The sequence below is a fragment of the Pseudoalteromonas sp. MM1 genome (assembly GCF_030296835.1).
Lineage (GTDB): Bacteria > Pseudomonadota > Gammaproteobacteria > Enterobacterales > Alteromonadaceae > Pseudoalteromonas.
Genome location: NZ_AP027922.1, coordinates 3,236,614 through 3,256,436 on the forward strand (window position 1 = coordinate 3,236,614; position 19,823 = coordinate 3,256,436).

General features: G+C 41.4%; 20 protein-coding genes and 1 tRNA gene. 11 read left to right on the top strand and 10 right to left on the bottom strand.

Annotated features, from left to right (window positions below):
• The first annotated feature begins 208 nt into the window (after positions 1-208).
• The 8 genes from dusB (at position 209) to QUE46_RS14620 (ending at position 9,629) form a co-directional block, all read left to right on the top strand.
• Positions 209-1,180 carry a tRNA dihydrouridine synthase DusB gene (gene dusB, locus QUE46_RS14585; RefSeq protein ID WP_004588630.1) on the top strand — a complete coding sequence of 324 codons (972 nt, stop codon included), beginning with the start codon at positions 209-211 and terminating at the stop codon, positions 1,178-1,180.
• A gap of 19 nt (positions 1,181-1,199) precedes the next feature.
• Positions 1,200-1,490 carry a DNA-binding transcriptional regulator Fis gene (gene fis, locus QUE46_RS14590; protein WP_002957804.1) on the top strand — a complete coding sequence of 97 codons (291 nt, stop codon included), beginning with the start codon at positions 1,200-1,202 and terminating at the stop codon, positions 1,488-1,490.
• A gap of 325 nt (positions 1,491-1,815) precedes the next feature.
• Positions 1,816-3,402 (top strand): bifunctional phosphoribosylaminoimidazolecarboxamide formyltransferase/IMP cyclohydrolase, encoded by a 1,587-nt coding sequence (gene purH, locus QUE46_RS14595; RefSeq protein ID WP_286245392.1) that lies wholly within the window; start codon positions 1,816-1,818, stop codon positions 3,400-3,402.
• Positions 3,403-3,503: 101 nt separating this feature from the next.
• The gene (locus QUE46_RS14600; protein WP_286245393.1) at positions 3,504-4,325 is read left to right on the top strand and encodes a class I SAM-dependent methyltransferase; all 822 of its coding nucleotides are present in this window, start codon (positions 3,504-3,506) and stop codon (positions 4,323-4,325) included.
• Positions 4,326-4,341: 16 nt separating this feature from the next.
• Positions 4,342-5,625, top strand: coding sequence for a phosphoribosylamine--glycine ligase (gene purD, locus QUE46_RS14605; RefSeq protein ID WP_286245394.1), 1,284 nt, complete (start codon positions 4,342-4,344; stop codon positions 5,623-5,625).
• A 329-nt stretch (positions 5,626-5,954) separates the two neighbouring features.
• Positions 5,955-8,495 (top strand): EAL domain-containing protein, encoded by a 2,541-nt coding sequence (locus QUE46_RS14610; protein WP_286245395.1) that lies wholly within the window; start codon positions 5,955-5,957, stop codon positions 8,493-8,495.
• A 28-nt stretch (positions 8,496-8,523) separates the two neighbouring features.
• A complete protein-coding gene (locus QUE46_RS14615; protein ID WP_286245396.1) occupies positions 8,524-9,333 on the top strand; it encodes a DUF2797 domain-containing protein in 810 nt (269 codons plus the stop codon).
• A 2-nt stretch (positions 9,334-9,335) separates the two neighbouring features.
• Positions 9,336-9,629, top strand: coding sequence for a hypothetical protein (locus tag QUE46_RS14620; RefSeq protein ID WP_286245397.1), 294 nt, complete (start codon positions 9,336-9,338; stop codon positions 9,627-9,629).
• A gap of 54 nt (positions 9,630-9,683) precedes the next feature.
• Here the strand turns inward: QUE46_RS14620 and QUE46_RS14625 are convergent, their stop codons facing one another.
• The 6 genes from QUE46_RS14625 to QUE46_RS14650 form a co-directional block, all read right to left on the bottom strand.
• Positions 9,684-10,601 (bottom strand): histone deacetylase family protein, encoded by a 918-nt coding sequence (locus tag QUE46_RS14625; protein ID WP_286245398.1) that lies wholly within the window; start codon positions 10,599-10,601, stop codon positions 9,684-9,686.
• Between the two features lie 77 nt (positions 10,602-10,678).
• On the bottom strand, positions 10,679-12,220 hold the full coding sequence (locus QUE46_RS14630) for a serine hydrolase (protein ID WP_286245399.1): 1,542 nt from the start codon (positions 12,218-12,220) through the stop codon (positions 10,679-10,681).
• 11 nt (positions 12,221-12,231) lie between these two features.
• Positions 12,232-12,726 (bottom strand): gamma-glutamylcyclotransferase family protein, encoded by a 495-nt coding sequence (locus QUE46_RS14635; RefSeq protein WP_286245400.1) that lies wholly within the window; start codon positions 12,724-12,726, stop codon positions 12,232-12,234.
• A 15-nt stretch (positions 12,727-12,741) separates the two neighbouring features.
• Positions 12,742-13,368 (bottom strand): LysE family translocator, encoded by a 627-nt coding sequence (locus QUE46_RS14640; protein ID WP_286245401.1) that lies wholly within the window; start codon positions 13,366-13,368, stop codon positions 12,742-12,744.
• An 11-nt stretch (positions 13,369-13,379) separates the two neighbouring features.
• A complete protein-coding gene (locus QUE46_RS14645) occupies positions 13,380-14,153 on the bottom strand; it encodes a hypothetical protein (protein WP_286245402.1) in 774 nt (257 codons plus the stop codon).
• 9 nt (positions 14,154-14,162) lie between these two features.
• Entirely contained in the window at positions 14,163-14,645 is a 483-nt protein-coding gene (locus QUE46_RS14650) for a CreA family protein (RefSeq protein WP_286245403.1), read from the bottom strand.
• Between the two features lie 168 nt (positions 14,646-14,813).
• Between QUE46_RS14650 and QUE46_RS14655 the strand changes: the two genes are divergently transcribed.
• Positions 14,814-15,143, top strand: a complete 330-nt coding sequence (locus tag QUE46_RS14655; protein WP_004588643.1) for a 5-carboxymethyl-2-hydroxymuconate Delta-isomerase — start codon at positions 14,814-14,816, stop codon at positions 15,141-15,143.
• A 43-nt stretch (positions 15,144-15,186) separates the two neighbouring features.
• On the opposite strand, the gene QUE46_RS14660 is transcribed toward QUE46_RS14655, so the two are convergent.
• A complete protein-coding gene (locus QUE46_RS14660; protein ID WP_286245404.1) occupies positions 15,187-16,140 on the bottom strand; it encodes a LysR family transcriptional regulator in 954 nt (317 codons plus the stop codon).
• 144 nt (positions 16,141-16,284) lie between these two features.
• Between QUE46_RS14660 and QUE46_RS14665 the strand changes: the two genes are divergently transcribed.
• Positions 16,285-17,106, top strand: a complete 822-nt coding sequence (locus QUE46_RS14665) for a DUF4437 domain-containing protein (protein ID WP_286245405.1) — start codon at positions 16,285-16,287, stop codon at positions 17,104-17,106.
• A 570-nt stretch (positions 17,107-17,676) separates the two neighbouring features.
• Here QUE46_RS14665 and QUE46_RS14670 read toward each other — a convergent pair.
• The 3 genes from QUE46_RS14670 to QUE46_RS14680 form a co-directional block, all read right to left on the bottom strand.
• Positions 17,677-17,753, bottom strand: a tRNA-Ile gene (locus QUE46_RS14670).
• Positions 17,754-18,020: 267 nt separating this feature from the next.
• Positions 18,021-18,179 carry a YqaE/Pmp3 family membrane protein gene (locus QUE46_RS14675; RefSeq protein ID WP_004587604.1) on the bottom strand — a complete coding sequence of 53 codons (159 nt, stop codon included), beginning with the start codon at positions 18,177-18,179 and terminating at the stop codon, positions 18,021-18,023.
• Between the two features lie 64 nt (positions 18,180-18,243).
• The gene (locus tag QUE46_RS14680; protein WP_286245407.1) at positions 18,244-18,810 is read right to left on the bottom strand and encodes a BON domain-containing protein; all 567 of its coding nucleotides are present in this window, start codon (positions 18,808-18,810) and stop codon (positions 18,244-18,246) included.
• A 317-nt stretch (positions 18,811-19,127) separates the two neighbouring features.
• Between QUE46_RS14680 and QUE46_RS14685 the strand changes: the two genes are divergently transcribed.
• On the top strand, positions 19,128-19,784 hold the full coding sequence (locus tag QUE46_RS14685; protein ID WP_286245408.1) for a LiaF domain-containing protein: 657 nt from the start codon (positions 19,128-19,130) through the stop codon (positions 19,782-19,784).
• The last annotated feature ends 39 nt before the right edge of the window (positions 19,785-19,823 follow it).

Below are 19,823 nucleotides of genomic sequence, written 5' to 3' on the forward strand. Positions count from 1 at the left end.
TTTTTTACAGTTAGAAGATTAGCACACATAATTTGACAAAAATATTTTTTGTTTAAATTTCAAACAAATCGACCCGCTTGTCATGCGGTTATCAAAAGTCAATACGAAAAGGGCAAAAAAAAGTCACTTTTGTTCAATTTATAGCCTTTGATTTTTCCTAAAAAAACCGTAAACTTAGCGCCCCTTGAAAAGAGGCCTATTGAATACAGTGCGTATCGGTTCATACCAACTTGAGAATAATGTAATAGTCGCGCCAATGGCAGGTATTACAGACAGACCATTTAGACAACTTTGCCGCCGCTTAGGCGCAGGCTTGGCTGTGTCTGAAATGTTATCGTCAAACCCGAAGGTTTGGAAAACTGAAAAATCGATGAACCGTATGGATCACAGCGGTGAGTCGGGTATACGCGCGGTGCAAATTGCAGGAGCTGATCCTGAGCTTATGGCGCAGGCCGCACAATTCAATGTTGCAAATGGTGCACAGATCATAGATATCAATATGGGGTGCCCAGCAAAAAAAGTGAACAAGAAACTCGCAGGCTCTGCATTATTACAGTTTCCTGAACTTGTGGAAGAGATAGTTGATGCAGTGGTTAACGCTGTTGATATCCCGGTCACACTTAAAATCCGTACAGGATGGGATCAGGATAACCGTAATGGTGTAGAGATTGCGAGAATAGCTGAGCGTTATGGCATTGCATCACTTGCCGTACATGGGCGTACACGCGCATGTATGTACAAGGGTGAAGCAGAATATGCCACGATTAGGGATATAAAACGCTCAGTGTCGATACCTGTGGTTGCTAATGGTGATATTACATCACCAGAAAAAGCAAAGCAGGTTTTGGACTATACGGGTGCAGATGCCATCATGATTGGCCGAGCCGCCCAAGGTCGCCCTTGGATATTTAGGGAGATAGACCACTATTTGCGAACTGGAGAACACTTACCACCACCTGCTATTTCAGAGGTGCGAAGTATTTTAATGGAGCATTTAGATAACCTCCATGCGTTTTACGGTGAGCCAATGGGAGCGCGAATCGCTCGCAAACATGTATCTTGGTATTTGCAAACCCATGACAGTGACGGTCAGTTTAGGCGAGTATTTAATGCGCTCGACAACCCACAAGCACAGGTTGACGCATTAACGCAATACTTTAAAACACTAGCAGCTAACTAAGAAAGAAAGAGATTAAATAATGTTCGAACAAAACGTGACTTCTCCATTTATCACAAACCCTCATGTTCAGTCACACGAGAAACCGCAGCCATTGCGTGATGCAGTAAAAAAAGCTGTTCACCACTATTTAAAACAGCTTAACGGTCAAGATGTGCAAGACGTTTACGACCTTGTTCTTTCAGAGCTAGAAGCGCCATTACTTGAAGAAGTAATGACATACACACGTGGTAACCAAACTCGTGCGGCAATTTTACTAGGTATCAACCGTGGTACTTTACGTAAAAAGCTAAAAAAATACGGCATGAACTAATACCAAATATATTGAAAGCGTGAGCATTCTAACGCGCTAAACAAGCCCATAACGGCGTTAAAAATTTCTTATGTAGAATAACTACACTGTAAAATTTTTGCCTTGTTATAGACTTGTTTTTCTATCGTTATAACTGCTTAGTAATCCAATACAATTGGTATAATGCAAAAAAAGCACCTTAGGGTGCTTTTTTTATGCGCACAATTTAATAGAGATGTTGCAAAATGCTCACGCTTATTGGCGCTTTATAAGTCGTTTTTTGAGTAGTAATCAGTTAAAATGCCCGCTTCTAAGCTAGCTCATTAACTGAGGAAATCAAACTACAATGGATACTCATCGTCCCATTCGTCGCGCACTTTTAAGTGTGTCTGATAAAACCGGTATTGTTGAATTTGCCCGCGCACTAGAAGCGCAAGGTGTAGATATTTTATCAACTGGCGGTACATGTAAACTCCTTGCTGATAACGGCATAAAAGTGACTGAAGTTTCAGATCACACAGGTCATCCTGAAATAATGGATGGTCGCGTAAAAACCCTTCACCCTAAAATTCACGGCGGCATTTTAGCGCGTCGCGGACAAGATGAAGGCGTAATGGCAAATAACAACATTTCTGCTATCGACATAGTTGTAGTTAACTTATACCCCTTTGCGAATACTGTCGCTCAAGAAAACTGCAGCCTTGAAGATGCTATTGAAAATATTGATATTGGCGGCCCTACCATGGTTCGCGCAGCCGCTAAAAACCACAAAGATGTAACGATTGTGGTAAACGCAAGCGATTACGACCGCGTAATTAGCGAAATGCAAAACAACAATGGCTCAACAACGTACAAAACACGCTTTGATTTAGCTATTGCCGCGTATGAGCATACTGCTCAATACGATGGTATGATTGCTAACTACTTTGGTAAAATGGTACCTGACTACACTGAAGAAGCCGTTGAAGACACTAAATTCCCACGTACTATCAATATGCAGTTCACTAAAAAGCAAGATATGCGTTACGGTGAAAACTCACACCAAGATGCTGCTTTTTATGTTGAAAACAACGTAAGCGAAGCCTCTGTTGCAACAGCTACTCAGCTACAAGGTAAAGCTCTGTCGTTTAATAACATTGCAGATACAGATGCCGCACTTGAGTGTGTTAAAGAATTTGATGTACCTGCATGTGTTATTGTTAAACACGCTAATCCGTGTGGTGTGTCAATTGGCGAAGATATTCTTAGCGCTTACGACCGCGCCTTTAAAACAGATCCAACCTCAGCGTTTGGTGGCATTATTGCCTTTAACCGCGAGCTTGACGCTGCAACAGCACAAGCCATTGTTGAGCGCCAATTTGTTGAAGTGATCATTGCCCCTAGCGTTTCAAGTGAAGCGGCAAAAATTGTAGAAGCTAAAAAGAACGTACGTTTATTGGCATGCGGACAATGGAGCGGCAAAGCAACTGGCCACGATATTAAACGCGTAAACGGTGGTGTTTTAGTACAAGATCGTGACCTAGGTATGGTTACCCAAGGCGACTTAAAAGTCGTATCTAAGCGCCAGCCTTCTGAGCAAGAACTTAAAGATTTACTATTTTGCTGGAAAGTCGCTAAGTTTGTTAAATCAAACGCAATTGTCTATGCCCGTGACGGTATGACTATTGGTGTAGGCGCAGGCCAAATGAGCCGTGTTTACTCAGCTAAAATAGCCGGTATTAAAGCCGCTGATGAAAACCTAGAAGTACCTGGTTCTGTAATGGCATCGGATGCGTTTTTCCCATTCCGTGATGGTATTGATGCTGCCGCTGCCGCTGGTATTACCGCGGTTATTCAACCTGGTGGCTCAATGCGCGATGAAGAAGTTATCGCCGCCGCTGACGAAGCAGGCATGGCTATGGTGTTTACTGGCATGCGCCATTTCCGCCACTAATCACACAAAGGGTTAAACACAGCGTTTAGCCCTTTTTGTTTGCAATCAATTCACGTATTCTGGTTAATCTAACACCTAATTTTTATGTTAAGGAACAAACGATGAAATTTGCACTAAAGTCACTACTTGTAGCCTCGCTTGCGCTTACATCAACTATGGCGCTTAGCCATAACCATGAGTCAAGCCTTAGCCATGCTATTCAATCAAGCGAGCGTAGCGCTAAAAATAGCGCCCGCGATGAGTATCGTCACCCTGAGCAAACACTGGCATTTTTTGGTTTTAAGCCAACAATGACTGTGGTTGAAATTGCCCCTGGTGGAGGTTGGTACAGCGAAATTTTAGCCCCAGCCCTTAAAGAGCAAGGCTTATATTACGCAGCGCATTTTCCGAGTGATTCATCGGTAGGTTACTACCAGCGCTCTTTAGCGGCCTTTAAACAAAAAGTGGCCGAAGATGAGCGTTTTAGCAAAGTAAAAATTTCTGAATTTGCTCCCTTAACGCACACAGATATTGCCCCTGCCGGTACTGCCGACATGGTTTTAACCTTTCGTAATGTACATAACTGGTACATGGGTAAAGACACTGAAGGTGCATTGAGTGCATTTAAGTCTTTTTATAAAGCGTTAAAACCAGGTGGCGTATTAGGTGTAGTAGAACATCGCCTAGATGAAAGCCGTGCTGATGAGGATCAAAAATCAACAGGCTACATGAAGCAAAGCTACGTGGTCGATTTAGCTAAAAAAGCTGGATTTGAATTAGTTGCAACAAGTGAGATTAACGCCAATCCAAAAGATACAGCCGATCACCCTAAAGGTGTATGGACGCTACCACCAAGCTTACGCCTTGGCGAACAAGACGCCGACAAATACAAAGCTATTGGTGAAAGCGACCGTATGACGCTGAAATTTAAAAAACCGCTTTAAATAGGAATATTTCGCCATGAATGTATTAGTCATTGGCAGCGGCGGCCGCGAACACGCACTTGCGTTTAAGGCCGCTCAAAACACGAAAGTAAACACTGTATTTGTAGCACCGGGTAATGCCGGTACTGCACTAGAGCCAAAACTAGAAAACGTTGCAATTAACGTTGAAGACCTAGATGGCCTACTAAGCTTTGCACAACAAAACAATGTAGAACTTACTATTGTTGGCCCTGAAGTGCCGCTTGTATTAGGCGTAGTAGATAAGTTCCGTGAACACGGTCTCGCTATTTTTGGCCCAACAGCCGGCGCAGCACAGCTAGAAGGCTCTAAGTCGTTTACTAAAGACTTTTTAGCTCGCCATGCAATCCCAACCGCTGATTACCAAACGTTTGAACAAATTGACCCTGCCCTTGCTTATTTAAAAGAAAAAGGCGCGCCAATTGTAATAAAAGCAGATGGCCTAGCGGCTGGTAAAGGCGTGATTGTAGCAATGAACGAGCGTGAAGCTGAAGACGCTATTCGCGATATGCTTGCCGGTAATGCTTTTGGTGACGCTGGCAGCCGTGTCGTGATCGAAGAGTTTTTAGAAGGTGAAGAAGCCTCTTTTATTGTTATGGTTGATGGTAAAAACATTTTGCCATTTGCAACAAGCCAAGATCATAAGCGTGCATACAATGGCGATGAAGGTCCAAATACTGGCGGCATGGGCGCGTATTCACCAGCACCTGTAGTAACTGACGAAATCCACCAGCGTATTATGGACGAAGTAATCGTTCCTACCGTTGAAGGTATGGCAAGCGAAGGTCATCCTTACACAGGCTTTTTATACGCAGGTTTAATGATTGACGCTCAGGGCACACCTAAAGTGATTGAGTACAACTGTCGTTTTGGTGACCCTGAAACGCAACCTATGATGCTTCGTCTTAAATCAGACTTAGTTGAACTAGTTGAAGCGGCTAACCGCGAAGAACTTGATAAAACAACCATTGAGTTTGACCCGCGCGCAGCCGTAGGTGTTGTACTTGCCGCTAAAGGCTACCCAGGTGATTACCCTAAAGGTGACGCAATATCAGGCCTTAAAGTTAGCTACCCTGCTGATGAAAAAGTATTTCATGCCGGTACTAAGCAAGATGGCGAAAACGTTGTCACCGCAGGTGGACGTGTATTGTGTGCCACTGCACTTGGTAATACCGTTACCGAGGCACAGCAACGTGCATACGAGCTGGTCAAACAAATTAGCTGGGAAGGTATGGAGTACCGCACCGATATTGCTTACAGAGCGATTGCTCGCGAGCAGTAACCTGTAAACTAAATTATTGGTTTAACTTAGCTTCTAGGTTAAATTTACAGCTGTATGTTTGGTATTTAGGCAAGGCAGCGCCTATGTAATATGGTTATTCCCCATAAATAGACGATAACGAGGAATAAATGCCAAACATGCGCTGCCCAAAGGGTTTTGACTTAATCCACTAGGTTACAAACCTCACACCGCGATTGAATTATCTCTAGGATAAACAAATTTTAATCCTGAAAGGTCAGCAGACCCTAAAAATTTAACTAAAAAAGCGCAGTTTATATGCGCTTTTTTAGTGCTACACTAATTAAAAGAGTTATTACAAGTATACAACGTTGGAAACGAAAACTTTACGTTATCATGCCGCGGCCGTAGCCATACTGATTTTCATATTTTATATTATTAGCACACTGGCTTCTAACCTAGTTGTGCCGACTCGTTATACCATCGACAAAACCACGCCTGTATATTTAGACTTTGCCTACTATATAGATGAAAGTAAATCTCGCACACTCAACGATATTATTTTAAACCCTGATTTACTCACCCACCAGCCGTTAAACAGTATTCCGTGGAGCTTTAAGCAGCAAAACTACTGGCTATTTATAGACCTAGAAAATAAAAGTTTAGATGCTCAAGACATTGTTGCCCATTTTGATAACCCGATGGTTGATCGCCTAAGCGTATATCGCTTAAATAATAAAAATGAGCTCATAGAAAGTTATAAACTAGGCGATAAAGTAAAGTCTCTCACGCTTTTTCAATATAGCGTACCGCATATGCGTTTTGCACTTGAAAGCAAATCTACAGAGCGCTTAGCCATAAAAATAGATACGACGGGGATCAGCAAAACCCCTGTTAATTTGTATCGCCATAAAGAATTTGTTGATTTAGTTCGTTCGCAAACCGGCATTTGGGGCATATTTGCCGGCGTGTTATTAATGGCTGCCCTGTATAATTTAGTGCTTTATTTTGGCATTAAAGACCGCGTTTATTTAGTTTATATAGGCTATATAGTTAGCGCGCTGTGTTTAATGGGCATAGTAATGGGCTTTGGCTTTTACTTATGGCCCCTAGAGTGGCAATTGTATTTGCACGAAAAAGTGATTTTTTCAAACTACGCAATGGCTTTTTTTACGCTCGCCTTTTGCACCATGTTTTTGCGCTACCATAAAGATAAGTGCTGGCGCTATAAGCTGAGTAAAGCGCTGCTTACTTTAATATTTTTATTATCAACCACCACTTTTTTCATACCTGAATACATCGCAGCGCCTATCTTTTTTTGTGTATTAAGCCTGTTGTACATTATGTGTGTTATTTTAATTTACAATAAACTGCGCACAGGGTTTAGATGGGCGAAGTTTTACGTTTTTTCGTGGGTTCCACTCATTGTTGGCGCAGCAATACAACCATTAGAATTAACTGGCTTTTTAGATTATAGCTTTGCGATTCGTCATGCGTTTTTAGTGGCTATTTTGTGTGAAGTTATTTTAATGGCTATGGCACTTGCCGATAGAGTGCGCTACCAGCGTGAGCGTGCGCTCTATCATGCGACGCACACTCAGCAAACAAAGCTACTTAACAGTGCTAAATTAAAACAAGCGTTTATGAACTTACAAGCACAAGGAAGAAATACCACCTTGTGTTTGATTAAAATTCGCCATTTTAACTCGCTCAATACCATTATTACCCCATCGCAGGGTTATACCTTAATAAAGCACGTAGCTAAGCAGGTGGAGCTTGAGCTAAGCCATGAGCGGGAATTTACTAATCTCGATATAGATTTTAATAATAGCCCGCGCTTGGCCGATTTAGGCAGTGGAGTATTTGCTTGTATTTCTACTAGAAACCAAAATCAACACACCTTAGAAGATGCACTAGTTAAAGTTATTAATAGCCTACCAAAACAATATGAAATACAGGGCCTAAACCTACAACTTACTTATAATATTGGTATAAGTAGTGCGGGCCATCGCGACGATTTTGAATATTGGCTAAAACGCGGTTATTTAGCGCTTAAAAAAGCTAAAACGAATAATGACTTGGTGGTTAGTACAACCAACGGCAGTAATATTTTAATGGATGTAACGCTTGCTGCCAAATTACAAAACGCGATTAAAACAGATCAATTAGCATTATATTACCAACCGCAAATAGGATTGAACTTCAGCCAAGTTAATAGCGCTGAGGCACTCTTACGCTGGCCAGACCCAGCATTTAACGGCGTATCGATAGAAGAGCTGATAATACTTGCTGAGCACACAGGTATTATTAACGAGCTTACCTTGTGGGTTATTGAGCAAGCCTGTAAAGATATCGTCAAACTAACCGAGCAAGGCTATAACGATCACCCTATTAGCGTTAATTTAAGTGCTAAAAACTTGTCGATTAAAAACCTCGCCGAAAAAGTCGAAAACATCCTTATAAAATACCAAATTCCGGCACAGCTTCTTAAGTTTGAATTAACTGAGTCAGCATTAGTTGAAAGCCACGAAGCGCTTATTTCATTGGTTAATGAGCTTTCTGATTTAGGGGTGCGAGTGGTGCTTGATGACTTTGGCACTGGCTATTCATCGCTAAGTTATTTGGTTAATTACCGCTTTACTGAGCTTAAAGTAGATAAATCGTTTGTATTTGATTTAACCAATAACACCGCCAATAAAGTGATTGTGCAAACCGCTATAGATATGGCACATAACCTAGGGTTATCTATAACCATAGAAGGCATAGAAACCCAAGATGTGCACCACTTATTAAAAGAAATGGGCGCCGACCGAGCACAGGGCTACTTATATGCAAAACCCCTCCCCTATGATGACTATTTACACTTCTTAAAAAGCCAATACAGTTTAAAGATGTTAAACTCCACGTTTTAATATCAACATCTTTAGGGGCCAAGTAAAGATGCAAGGCACTTTGCGTAAATTAAAATCGAGCTTAACAGAGCCCGTTCAATACCACCTACCTGTTGGCGATAATCTAGTAGATTTAAATGCCTATATAGGTAAAGAACTAACGCTTACTTTTAGCGGTACCATTTTATGCTCAAACTGTGGTAAAAAAACCAAAAAGAGTTACTCTCAAGGGCATTGTTTTGTATGTATGCGTAAGCTTGCTAGCTGCGATATGTGCATTATGAAACCAGAAACCTGCCATTACGATCAAGGTACCTGTCGCGAGCCACAATGGGGCGAAGAAAACTGTATGATCCCGCATTATGTGTATTTAGCCAATACGTCTGGGCTTAAAGTAGGTATTACTCGCCATACGCAAATACCAACACGTTGGGTTGACCAGGGCGCTACCCAAGCGCTGCCTATTTTTAAAGTACAAACACGTTTGCAATCAGGTTTAGTTGAGGTGGCATTGGCCGAGTTTATTGCCGATAAAACTAATTGGCGTAACATGCTTAAAGGCCAAAACGACGCAATAGACTTAAAAGCCGCCGCAGCAGAGCTCATCCCACAAATTAGCGATAAACTAAACGAGCTAAGTGAGCTATTTGGTGCAACGGCCATAGAGCAGCTAGATGAAGATGTGGTTGATTTAAACTTTCCGGTAACAGAGTACCCTACTAAAATTAGCTCGTTTAATTTTGATAAAAACCCAGTAGTAAGCGGCGTGCTACAAGGTATAAAAGGTCAGTACTTAATTTTTGATACCGGCGTAATTAATATACGTAAATTTACCTCTTACGAGGTGACAGTAGGGTAATTATGCTAAACAGCTTTCCACAGTTATTAATTGTTTATAATGAGCTTGAAATAGCGCACGATAAACAAGAACAACAAGCGTGTTTGCACAGCGTTGCGCAAAGTGAGCTTAGTAATGTGCGCGTGTTGAACAAACAAGGAGAGTACGTTGATCTACACGGCGCTGTATACCCCCCTCTTTCACAGGAGCAGCTAGCGCAACTGGTAACCACTTATTTGTTGAATGAAGGGCAATGCTGTCTTGGCAAAATTAAAACCCTTAATACCAAGCAGGCGTTTGATTTACTAGGTTTATAACCCTCAGTCTTTGTTATACCAATTCGCTTAATTAATAATTATTGCAAATTGCTATTAGTACTCACTAAGCACTTTTATATGCGCTACAGCACTTCTTCCTAATGCTGATAGCGCATAGCCCCCTTCAAGGTAAGATATAACACCTTTACAGCCACTCTCTTTTGCAACGTTGCATAACTGCTCTGTAAGCCAGCTGTAGTCATCTTCTACAAACTTTAAACTTGCCATGTCATCTTCTAGGTGGGCATCAAACCCTGCACTTATAAATAGCAGCTCTGGCTTAAAGGCTGTTAATTTAGGTAACCACTGAGTATTAAACACTTCTTTTAAGTCGTCGCCATTACTGGCTATGGGCAAAGGCGAATTAACAATATGATTATTATTTTTTACGGCTGTGTTTGGGTAAAATGGGTATTGAAATAAGGAGCAAAGTAATACGTTTTCATCGTTTATAAATATGTCTTGGGTGCCATTGCCATGGTGTACATCAAAATCAGCAATTGCTATACGTTTAACGCCTTTGCTTTGAGCATACTTAACAGCAATGGCTAAGTTATTAAATACACAAAATCCAGATGAAGCATGTGCATTGGCATGGTGCCCTGGCGGGCGTACAGCGCAAAAAGCAGCATCGAGTTTATCTGCGAGTATTTCATCTACAGCCAACAGCCCTGCCCCTACGGCGCGCTCAATTGCTTTAAATGAATCAGGACAAAGCCAGGTGTCGCCATCAAGGTTATGTAGCCCTTGCTGAGGGACTAAGCGCTCCACAAGGTTAACTAACGACTCATCGTGGGCTAATAAGTAATCCTCACGCTTTGCTTTAGGCGCTTGTAGATGCGTTAAGCCAATATCTACCCCACTTGCCAAAAGTCTATCGGCAATGGCGTCAAGGCGCTCTGGGCACTCGGGATGATCGTCAATCATTTTATGTTTACGGCAATGAGGATGTGAAATAACTGCAGTACGCATAAACGCTCCTTTAATATGAGTGCTTAATATAACAAAGCCACCTTACGGTGGCTTTGCGACTTTGGTGTATAGCATCACTACTTAGCTTTTAAATTTAGGTTTCTAAAATCAAAACTAAAGTCGGTCACCGCTGTTGATACCGCGCGCATTTTGGCGCTATTTACACGATTACTTTCGCCCATATCAAAACGAATAAATGCATCGGCCTCAAGTAGTTTTTCATCCCATTTAACAATAAACGTATTACCCGTGTAATGCTCAAGCGTGCCTTTTAAGCGTTTGGTATGGGTAAAATCAATACGTAGTTTGCCATCTAGCTGCTCAATAATTACATCCCCGTACCAATCATCATGTAACGTGCCGGTGTAATTAATATTAGGTAACTGTGGCTGATAATCTGCTGGAGTGTCGGGTTTTGCACTTGCGTAGGCTGTTTGTTTACCTGCAAAATGTTTTTTAGCTAACTCTTCAACCCAGTCTTTATCTTCAAGTTTTAAAGCATCTTCAAGTACTTCATGAGTAACCGCCGAAAGCGCACTAAATGCTTGCTGATTAGATAAAATAACAATGCCAAGCTTTTTCTCTGGCAGCAATGTAACTTGCGACACCATACCTAAAATGCCCCCACCGTGGCCTAGCTTTTTAAAGCCGTGATAATCTTCAATGCTCCAACCTAACCCATAGCCTCTAAATTGCTGATGATAGGCCTCATACGCACTTTTAGACGCCATAGAGGTAATATGCGGGTGCCACATTTGCGCTTGCTGTTTTTCACTAAATAGCTGCTCACCGCTTGGCATTTTTCCAGCAGCTAACTGCGTAAGTAACCATTGGCTCATATCACTTACGCTCGATGCAATAGCCCCTGCACCTCTAAAGTCTTCTAGGTAGTTAACAAAAAAAGGATTGAGCTTGCCATCCATTGGTATGTGGCCAATTGCCCAATTTTTATTGCTTTTTGGAATACGCGAAAAGCCCGCGCGCGAGTTATCCATGTGCAAAGGCTGTAATATATTTTTTTCGATATAATCGTTCCAGCTCATACCTGATACACGTGCCACCACTTCGCCTGCGGTCACAAACATTAAGTTGTTATAGGCATACTGGCTTCGAAAGCTGCTGGCTGGCTTTAAATATTGTAGGCCGGCTAAAATAGCCGCTATAGATTTATCAGTACTTGGCCAAATCATTAAATCGCCTTGGCCAAGCCCTAAACCACTGCGGTGGCTTAATAAATCACGAATGCGCATTTCGCGAGTAACGTAGGAGTCGTACAACCTAAACTCAGGTAAGTGATCAATTACTCTGTCATCCCAACTTAACTTACCTTCATCAACCAACTTAGCCAGCGCTGCACTGGTAAACGCTTTTGTGTTTGAGGCAATACCAAAAAGTGTGTCTTTGTTCACTTTTGCATTTGTATTGAGATTACTTATCCCAAACCCTTTAGCAAATACAACTTTATCGTCTTGCACAACTGCTACCGCCATACCCGGTACGTCAAAGCGTGCCATTGAGGTGTTAATCACCTCCTCTAAGTGCGTGGTATTAATTTGTGCCCAACTATTAAAAGTGGCACTGGCAAGCAAAGCTAAACTGGCTAATTTGGTAAGTTTCATGATTATCCTTATTATTTTTGGTGCACTGCAAATTCAATATCAGCACGCGCTTTATTTGTATCGGGTTTATGCGGCCGATTAAGTATTGCATCACTGTATTCTTTTGGAACGCCCGCCTCAAGCGCGCCGCGATGAACGTGCTGAATATACCAGTCGTATGGCAGTACATCGTTATCGTGGGTGTTTGCAATATAGCAATGAGCCTCTATTTGCTCACCATCTAACAAAGTGGGCTTAATAGCCACGCAATCGTACCCAGGACCCTCTATGGTGTCTAAAATTGCTTTTTCGGCTTCATCAAGTTCATACACCACGCCATATACCAAGGCGTTTTTATCATCACTCTTTTGAATACTGCACTTACCCGAGCCATCTTTAAATAGCATATTAAACGTAAGCTCGTAGCCTTTTAGTACAGCCGTGCCAACTCGCTTTGCTTTTGGTAAACGCGCAAGCAAGCGATTAGAGGACATATTCGATCCAAACGAAAAATTATAAATAGGCATCACTTCTCCCTAGGGTTAAATTACAACACGAATGGCTAAAGCAATTAAAATAACACCTATACCCCGGTCAAACCAATAGCCGCTTTTTTGAAAAAACGCCCGTACACTGGGTTTTGACAGCACCAAAGAAAGCATAGAAAACCACAGCCATGTTGCCAAAGCCATATAAACCCCATACACAATTTGCACGCTAGTTGGTGTAGTTACACTAATAACTAAAGTAAATAGCGACATAAAAAAGAGAGTTGCTTTAGGGTTAAGCGCGTTGGTTAAAAAGCCACGCCTAAATGCATGCCATGCGCTTTCTTGTGGGGTTGCTTTGTTTTCTATGTTGTCTGTTTTATTTACCGGTGGTTTGGCAGCCCTTAATGCTTGTACGCCTAAATAGGCTAAATAAGCGCCCGCAACATACTTTAGTGCCATAAATAAATTAGGCGATTGCGTTAAAATTAGCGCAACCCCTAATACGCAGTATCCTACGTGTAATAAAATAGCAGCGCCCACGCCAGCGCTTGTCCATAGGGCGTTACGCCTGCCCTGCTGTATACTTTGTTTGAGCACCACGGCAAAATCGGGGCCTGGGCTGGCTACTGCAAAAAAGTGGGCGATGGCGATCAGTAAAAATTCGTCTAAATAGTTCACAAGTATCCACTTTAAGTTGGTGCATAGGCAAGCAATAGCGGATTAGCAGAGCTATCAACTAATGCTTTGATCTCTTTTTGGGCTTTTTTAAACTGGCTGCGCAAATGTGGCTTTAAATGCTTTTTAGAGACACTGTCGTTTTTAAAATAACTAATCAGCGCGTGCATGAATACGGTATGGGCTTCGCTTAACTTAGCTTCACGATTAGCATAAGGGTTATAGCACGAGCCACACCCGCCTTTAAATTGATACACAGTGTTGCTCATCATTACCCCAAACCCTAAAAAACAGGCCAGCGCATCTGCCGCTTGTGGCAAGTAGTCTTTACCGCCTGGCGGTAACACCCCAACATGATGAATTAATACAGTAGCCAGCGTGCCGGCAAAGCTTGCTACTAAATCTTGCGGCTGATTAATTTGATTAGGATTAAACGAGACATTAATCGCATGGCTTGGCGGTACTATAAGCTGGCTTTGCTCTCCACGTAAATATTCAGCAAATTCAAAATGCGGAAATACTTGCGGCTGTAACTGCTGTGGCGCAACTAATTGTATTGGCCATGCACTCATACCTGCATAATCGCGTACTCGTACAAATACCTTGGTGGCCATTTCCTCAATACTCGATACCGAATCAGGAAAATGTGCCACCGTTGGCAATATTATTTGCGTGTGCTTGGTAAAAAATTCGGCATCAAAGTGCTCTACTGCCCAAATAAAGGTATCAATTAGCCACTGCTGTTCGGCTTGTTCTAGCAGCGGCTTTGATTTAAATAACGCTAACATAATGTGCTCTTACTCTTGTTCAAGTGCCCAGTTCCAAGCTTGTGTATTATATAAAGGCACGGTTGAAAGTGCATGGTGGTGGCTGCCGCTCGACTCTTTAGTCGAGTACGATAAGTATAATAATGTGCGGTTTTGTGCATCGTAAATACGACGCACTTTTAGCGATTTAAATAAAATACTTTTTGATGACTTAAACACCACCTCGCCTGACTTACTACGGTCTATTGCTTGTAGCATATCGGCTGTAATTGGCCCAGTTTGACGGCACGCAATAGACATATCAGAGGGATCTGAAAAATCTAAGTCGGCCTCAATATGGCTAATATGACACGTAACCCCTTTTACTAGCGGGTCTTGCTGCGAATTTACCACTACATCTTTAGTAGTAAATAGCCCTAAACTCACTGATGCAACATCATCTGAGCAAGCGCTTAATGTAACCACTGCGCTTAATAGCACAGCTAAACGTTTAAAGCGGTGTGGTAATTTCATCTTAATCCTTAATTTGGCTTTATAAGCGAAGGTTCACGTGATTGTTTTTATACTAACATCAAAAATTAATACAACTAAATTTAGACGATTCAGGGGTTAGCGCGCAGTTCAGGCTTTGGTACAATTATGCGTACGCCCACGTAGTAACTCATAATAGGAAACGCGCAAATGCCGCACATTATTATTGAACACTCTGAAGATCTTCCTGTATTACCGCAAGTGCTTGTTGAAAAAGTCCATAACGCGACTTTTCAAAGTGGTTTGTTTGACTTAGAAACCATTAAAACCCGTGCTATTGCTTATCAGCAATACCAGCTAGGTGAAGGAAAAGAAGGGTTTATTCACATTGCGGCGCATATTATGGCCGGGCGCTCTATTGAACAAAAACAAATGTTAAGCGAGAGCTTGCTTGAATGCTTAAAAACATATTGCCGAGATTCTGACAGCTTAAGCGTTAATATTTACGATATTCAACACGAAATTTACCGTAAAAATTAAACGTCATAAATACGCGTTGATAAAACAATCAATATAGGGGGTGTTAGAATGTTTCAGGCCACTCTTGCTCGTTAATAATCTCTTGCTCAATAAGTTTTTTCCTTAATTGGTTAATAGTGAGCTTTAGCTCATCACGAATAAGCCTTATGGCAGGCGTTATAAGCTGGCGACTTGGTAATACTAACCACATTTCGGTCAGGGGGATTTTGTAATCGGGCATTAACCTTTTTAATCTACCCGCGAGTAAATCTTCAGCTACATCAATGGCCGACTTTTTGGCAACCCCGGTACCATCAATACACCAACGCCTGACTATATCACCATCGTTAACAGCTCGGTCGCTATTCATTTTAACTTTGTATTTTTGGTTATCGTTATACAGCTCCCACCCATCATGCACTACCTCGTAAAGCTTATATAAAAGCGCATTATGATTAAGTAAGTCATCTGGTGTTAACGGCTCACCGTGCTTTTTAATGTACTCAGGCGAGGCGCATAGCACGTGTGCAATGTTGCAAATTTTAAAGCCGTATAAGTTTAGCTCCTGTGCGGCCTCTTTTGTTAAGGCGCGCAGCGCAACATCAATTCCATCACGGTAAAAATCAGCGCGACTGTCGCTTGCTTGTAAGCGCAGCGTCACTTCGCTGTGTTTATCCATAATATTATTCAGTAACACCCGCATAAGGTTGCGCCCCATTTCGGATGACACGGCTATTCGCACTTCACCACTAATAGATTGCTGCTCTTCATGAATAAGCACCTGCCCTTGTTGCAATAAATCGAGCGCCTGCTGACATAGGGGTAAATAGCGTTCTCCTTCGGGCGTGAGGCGTATTTGCCTTGTTGTGCGCACAAATATTTGTGCACCAAGCGCCTGCTCTATTCGCTTTAACGAGACACTAGCAGCCGATGAGCTCATATCTAATTGATTTGCAGCAGCAGTAATTGATTGCAGCTCAGCCACTTTAAGCAATACTTGTAAATCAGCTATTTTCATCAAACCCTCTTATTGCATAAACCAGCATGCGTAACTATATCGTTATTATCCACGTTTTTGCGAAAGTGTATTTAACTTATGCCCATTTATTGGCCGAATTTTAAGCCGTATTATAAGCGTTATACCAACTTAACGGAGCTTTAAATGAAATTATTACTAAAGGCATCAACACTCGCACTGGTTGCCACACTCATATCAACGCCAGCCTCTGCAGAGCAAAGCGCATCAAAAGTTGTTGCTGCCAGCAATATTGACTGGGGCTACTTAAACCCGCTACGTGGTGATAAAAGCCCTGGCGCTGCAGATTTGTGGGGAGATCGCACAACCGACACTGCAACAGGCATGCTCGTACGCTTTAAAAAAGGCTTTGAATCTCCGCCGCACATTCACAATATTACCTACCGCGGTATCGTTATTGAAGGCCAAATGCACAATGACGACCCAACAGCTGAAAAAATGTGGATGCCAGCGGGTTCGTTTTGGACACAACCTGCAGGTGAAAACCACACCACAGCAGCAAATGGTAAAACTAACTTAATTTATCTAGAAATCGACTCAGGACCATACTTAGTTAAACCGACTAATGCCCAGTTTGATAATGGCGAGCGCCCGCTAAACCTACATGCAGACAACATGGTATGGTTAAACAGCAGCGATTTAAACGACATAAACGCCAAAGGCGTGCAAACAACCTACCTTTGGGGAAGCACAGCCGATATGAACGGCTCAATGATTAAACTTCCTGCCGGCTTTAAAGGTGAAATAAAAACAAAAGCAAGCGAATTTCGTGCTGTTGTTATAGCCGGCGCAGTTGAGTACAACTCAAGCGAGCAAGATAAAACGCAAAACCTAAGCGCAGGCAGCTATGTAGAATCAAGCGGTAACTTTACCCACACGATTGAGAACACAAGCGACAAAGCAACCACTATTTACATTCGTACTAATAGTAAGTACCAAGTAAACTAGGTAGTTAAAGCCCCTAGCAAGCCATTGCTGGGGGCTAAATTTAAAAGCTAGCCACATTTTATTCCGCGTAAATACCAAACGACTAAAATATTCAATCACTCTATCGTGCTAAATAAAGCGCTAACAGCGTTACAAGTTTCTTATGTAAAACAATAACATGCTGGCATGAACACCTTGTTATCCCGCTATTTATCTGTCGCTATAAATGCCAAATACCAATCCGCTTAGTTAAGTAAATCTATTTTGAGGATAGATAAGCGTGTTGATAGCTAGGCAACAAATTCGTTATTTAGTTGCTCTCGGCAATTGCTCCTGCATTGCTCTACCCTCTGCATCCATGCAGTCGTAAATGAGCATTTTTTAATGCAGATAGCGACACGTTTAGCCCCTAAAAATGATTAAGTATTATTGCAGGTTGGTATAACAACTTAACACGATTGGTATAGTAAGCTCAGTACATCATTATTCTACGCAGACTTATTACGCTAAAAATTCGCACGAATAAAAGAATTTAATTAACTTAAGTATAAAAAATAAAAACTTTTGAACTTGAAGAAGATAGTGTAAAAGTGGTGGCCCCTCCCAGACTCGAACTGGGGACCTAACGATTATGAGTCGTGTGCTCTAACCAACTGAGCTAAGGGGCCAACTTTGTATAACTACGAAGTAGTTAATTTTTGAAGCGTTTAGCCACTGAGCGACTAAAGCGGGTTGCAGTATAAAAAGTTTTTTAAGGCTTGTCACTAGCAAAAACCTTTATTTTAACAATCAGTAAGCTGACTGCTTAAATAGTAATCTTTTTGCATGCAAATAGGCAGGAAATAGCGGGAAAATAAACGCAGAAGTATGCAAGCCGCTTTTTTAAATTTAATAATTACAAAAAAGTGGCCGGCTCAAATTAGCCACGCCAAACATTATTTTTTAGCAATAATGTAAATAGCATGAATTAAACCGGGGAAGTAACCCAGTAAAGTTAGTAAAATATTTAGCCAAAAGTGCATACCTAAACCAACTTGCAAAAACACGCCTAGTGGTGGCAGTAAAATCGACAATATAATACGAATAATATCCATGATGTAACTCCTTTAAAATAACAAGCAAAAAGCCCAGCTAGGCTGGGCTTTTTAGTATAGTGTATTATTCGGCAACGATAGTTAGTTCATCTACCACGTCACGAACATCTTCAGCATTTTTAGCAATTTTTACTGCTAACTGCTTTTCGGCTTCTGTTTCAACAGAACCTTTAAGTTTTACTATACCGTTGTCGGTATCAACGTCGATATCTGTACCGTCAACTTCTGAGTCAAATAAGAAACGTGTTGTAATTACCGTGGTGATTTTAGCGTCAGTTAAGTCGTTATCGTCATCACCCATAGTGTCACGATCTTTGTCGTCCATATCCATGTTTTTCACAACCGTTAGGTTGTTTTCTACATCAGATACGCCATCTAGACTAATTACAAGTTCTTCAGCTAGCTCTTTATCAAGGTCGCTGTTTACTTTACCTGTAAGTACTACCTTGCCATTTTTTACATCAGTGTTAATGTCAAAGTTGTTTAGATTAGTGTTCATAAGAAGCACTGTTTCTGCCTTACCATCAATCCAAGCATCTTTACTTTCATTTTCCCACGTGCCCGCTTGAGCACCCATAGCTGTAGTACCTAGAACTAAAGCCGCAATCATAGATTTGTTGAATGTTTTCATAATCTTTCTCCTTTTGATTAAAGACATTTTTATATATGCGAGCTTCAGGCCAACTTTATTTACACTTTAAATTCATGAAGTTAGCTATTTTGTTAGGTGTAAATAAAAATACCTTCGAGTAAACATTTACCGGCTATTAGGTAAAACTTTCTTAAGTGGTGAAAATAACGATTATATTGCTGTTTTGGTTAATCTATCGTTAATATAATAAACTAAACATTATCATGAAAATAATAAGCCATTGATATATAAGATTTTAATTTTTGGTACACCGCTTGCTTTACACAGCAGTAACTCATATTAAAAGGATTATTCCCATGCCTGTAAAAATTGAAGACCGCCCAATAGAGCAAGTTCGCGAGCAAGTGATAGATCAACTTATTTATAACTACAGCCATGGCGTTATCTCAGCCGAGGCCTTTGAAAGGCGCTTAGACAGTGCCATGGAAGCAACCGATAACACCGCGTTACTTAATTTAATAGAGGATTTAACCCTTACTACTGATACCCAGTACACTGCCCAAAAGCAAACTCAGTTTGCCCCAAATTACAGTGCCCAACAAGCGGATGAAGAAAGCTTAACACTACGAAGTATTTTAGGCTCGAGCGAGCGTAGCGGCCAATGGGTGGTCCCTAAAGATATTTACATTCAAAACTATATGGGATCAATTGTGCTTGATTTTACCGATGCTATATTTACCCATCAACATGTCACTATTCACGTTAGCTGTTATTTAGGTAGCGAAGAAATTTATGTACCAGAACACGTTAATGTAGTGTCTAAAATGTTTTGCATAATGGGCAGCTTTGAAAATAAAACAGTGTCGCTCAATAAGCGCCAAGGCCCTACAATCAGCCTTGAGGGTAAAACTGTTTTAGGTTCGGTGGAAGTAAAAGTTAAACGTACCATTAAAGAAAAATTTGTCAGTTTTGCTAATGATTTAAAGGCCCAGTTTGGGGTAAATAATAAGTAATATGCGTAAAACATAATGTGTAGAAAAACTATATTGTTT

Excerpts from the sequence above, each read along its gene's own strand:
- QUE46_RS14665 (WP_286245405.1), top strand. The coding sequence starts at position 16,285 with ATGAAATTATTACTAAAGGCATCAACACTCGCACTGGTTGCCACACTC.
- fis (WP_002957804.1), top strand. The coding sequence starts at position 1,200 with ATGTTCGAACAAAACGTGACTTCTCCATTTATCACAAACCCTCATGTT.
- QUE46_RS14655 (WP_004588643.1), top strand. The coding sequence starts at position 14,814 with ATGCCGCACATTATTATTGAACACTCTGAAGATCTTCCTGTATTACCG.
- QUE46_RS14615 (WP_286245396.1), top strand. The coding sequence starts at position 8,524 with ATGCAAGGCACTTTGCGTAAATTAAAATCGAGCTTAACAGAGCCCGTT.
- QUE46_RS14600 (WP_286245393.1), top strand. The coding sequence starts at position 3,504 with ATGAAATTTGCACTAAAGTCACTACTTGTAGCCTCGCTTGCGCTTACA.
- QUE46_RS14625 (WP_286245398.1), bottom strand. The coding sequence starts at position 10,601 with ATGCGTACTGCAGTTATTTCACATCCTCATTGCCGTAAACATAAAATG.
- QUE46_RS14635 (WP_286245400.1), bottom strand. The coding sequence starts at position 12,726 with ATGCCTATTTATAATTTTTCGTTTGGATCGAATATGTCCTCTAATCGC.
- QUE46_RS14630 (WP_286245399.1), bottom strand. The coding sequence starts at position 12,220 with ATGAAACTTACCAAATTAGCCAGTTTAGCTTTGCTTGCCAGTGCCACT.
- QUE46_RS14620 (WP_286245397.1), top strand. The coding sequence starts at position 9,336 with ATGCTAAACAGCTTTCCACAGTTATTAATTGTTTATAATGAGCTTGAA.
- QUE46_RS14660 (WP_286245404.1), bottom strand. The coding sequence starts at position 16,140 with ATGAAAATAGCTGATTTACAAGTATTGCTTAAAGTGGCTGAGCTGCAA.
- QUE46_RS14650 (WP_286245403.1), bottom strand. The coding sequence starts at position 14,645 with ATGAAATTACCACACCGCTTTAAACGTTTAGCTGTGCTATTAAGCGCA.
- purD (WP_286245394.1), top strand. The coding sequence starts at position 4,342 with ATGAATGTATTAGTCATTGGCAGCGGCGGCCGCGAACACGCACTTGCG.
- purH (WP_286245392.1), top strand. The coding sequence starts at position 1,816 with ATGGATACTCATCGTCCCATTCGTCGCGCACTTTTAAGTGTGTCTGAT.
- QUE46_RS14645 (WP_286245402.1), bottom strand. The coding sequence starts at position 14,153 with ATGTTAGCGTTATTTAAATCAAAGCCGCTGCTAGAACAAGCCGAACAG.
- QUE46_RS14680 (WP_286245407.1), bottom strand. The coding sequence starts at position 18,810 with ATGAAAACATTCAACAAATCTATGATTGCGGCTTTAGTTCTAGGTACT.
- QUE46_RS14675 (WP_004587604.1), bottom strand. The coding sequence starts at position 18,179 with ATGGATATTATTCGTATTATATTGTCGATTTTACTGCCACCACTAGGC.
- QUE46_RS14685 (WP_286245408.1), top strand. The coding sequence starts at position 19,128 with ATGCCTGTAAAAATTGAAGACCGCCCAATAGAGCAAGTTCGCGAGCAA.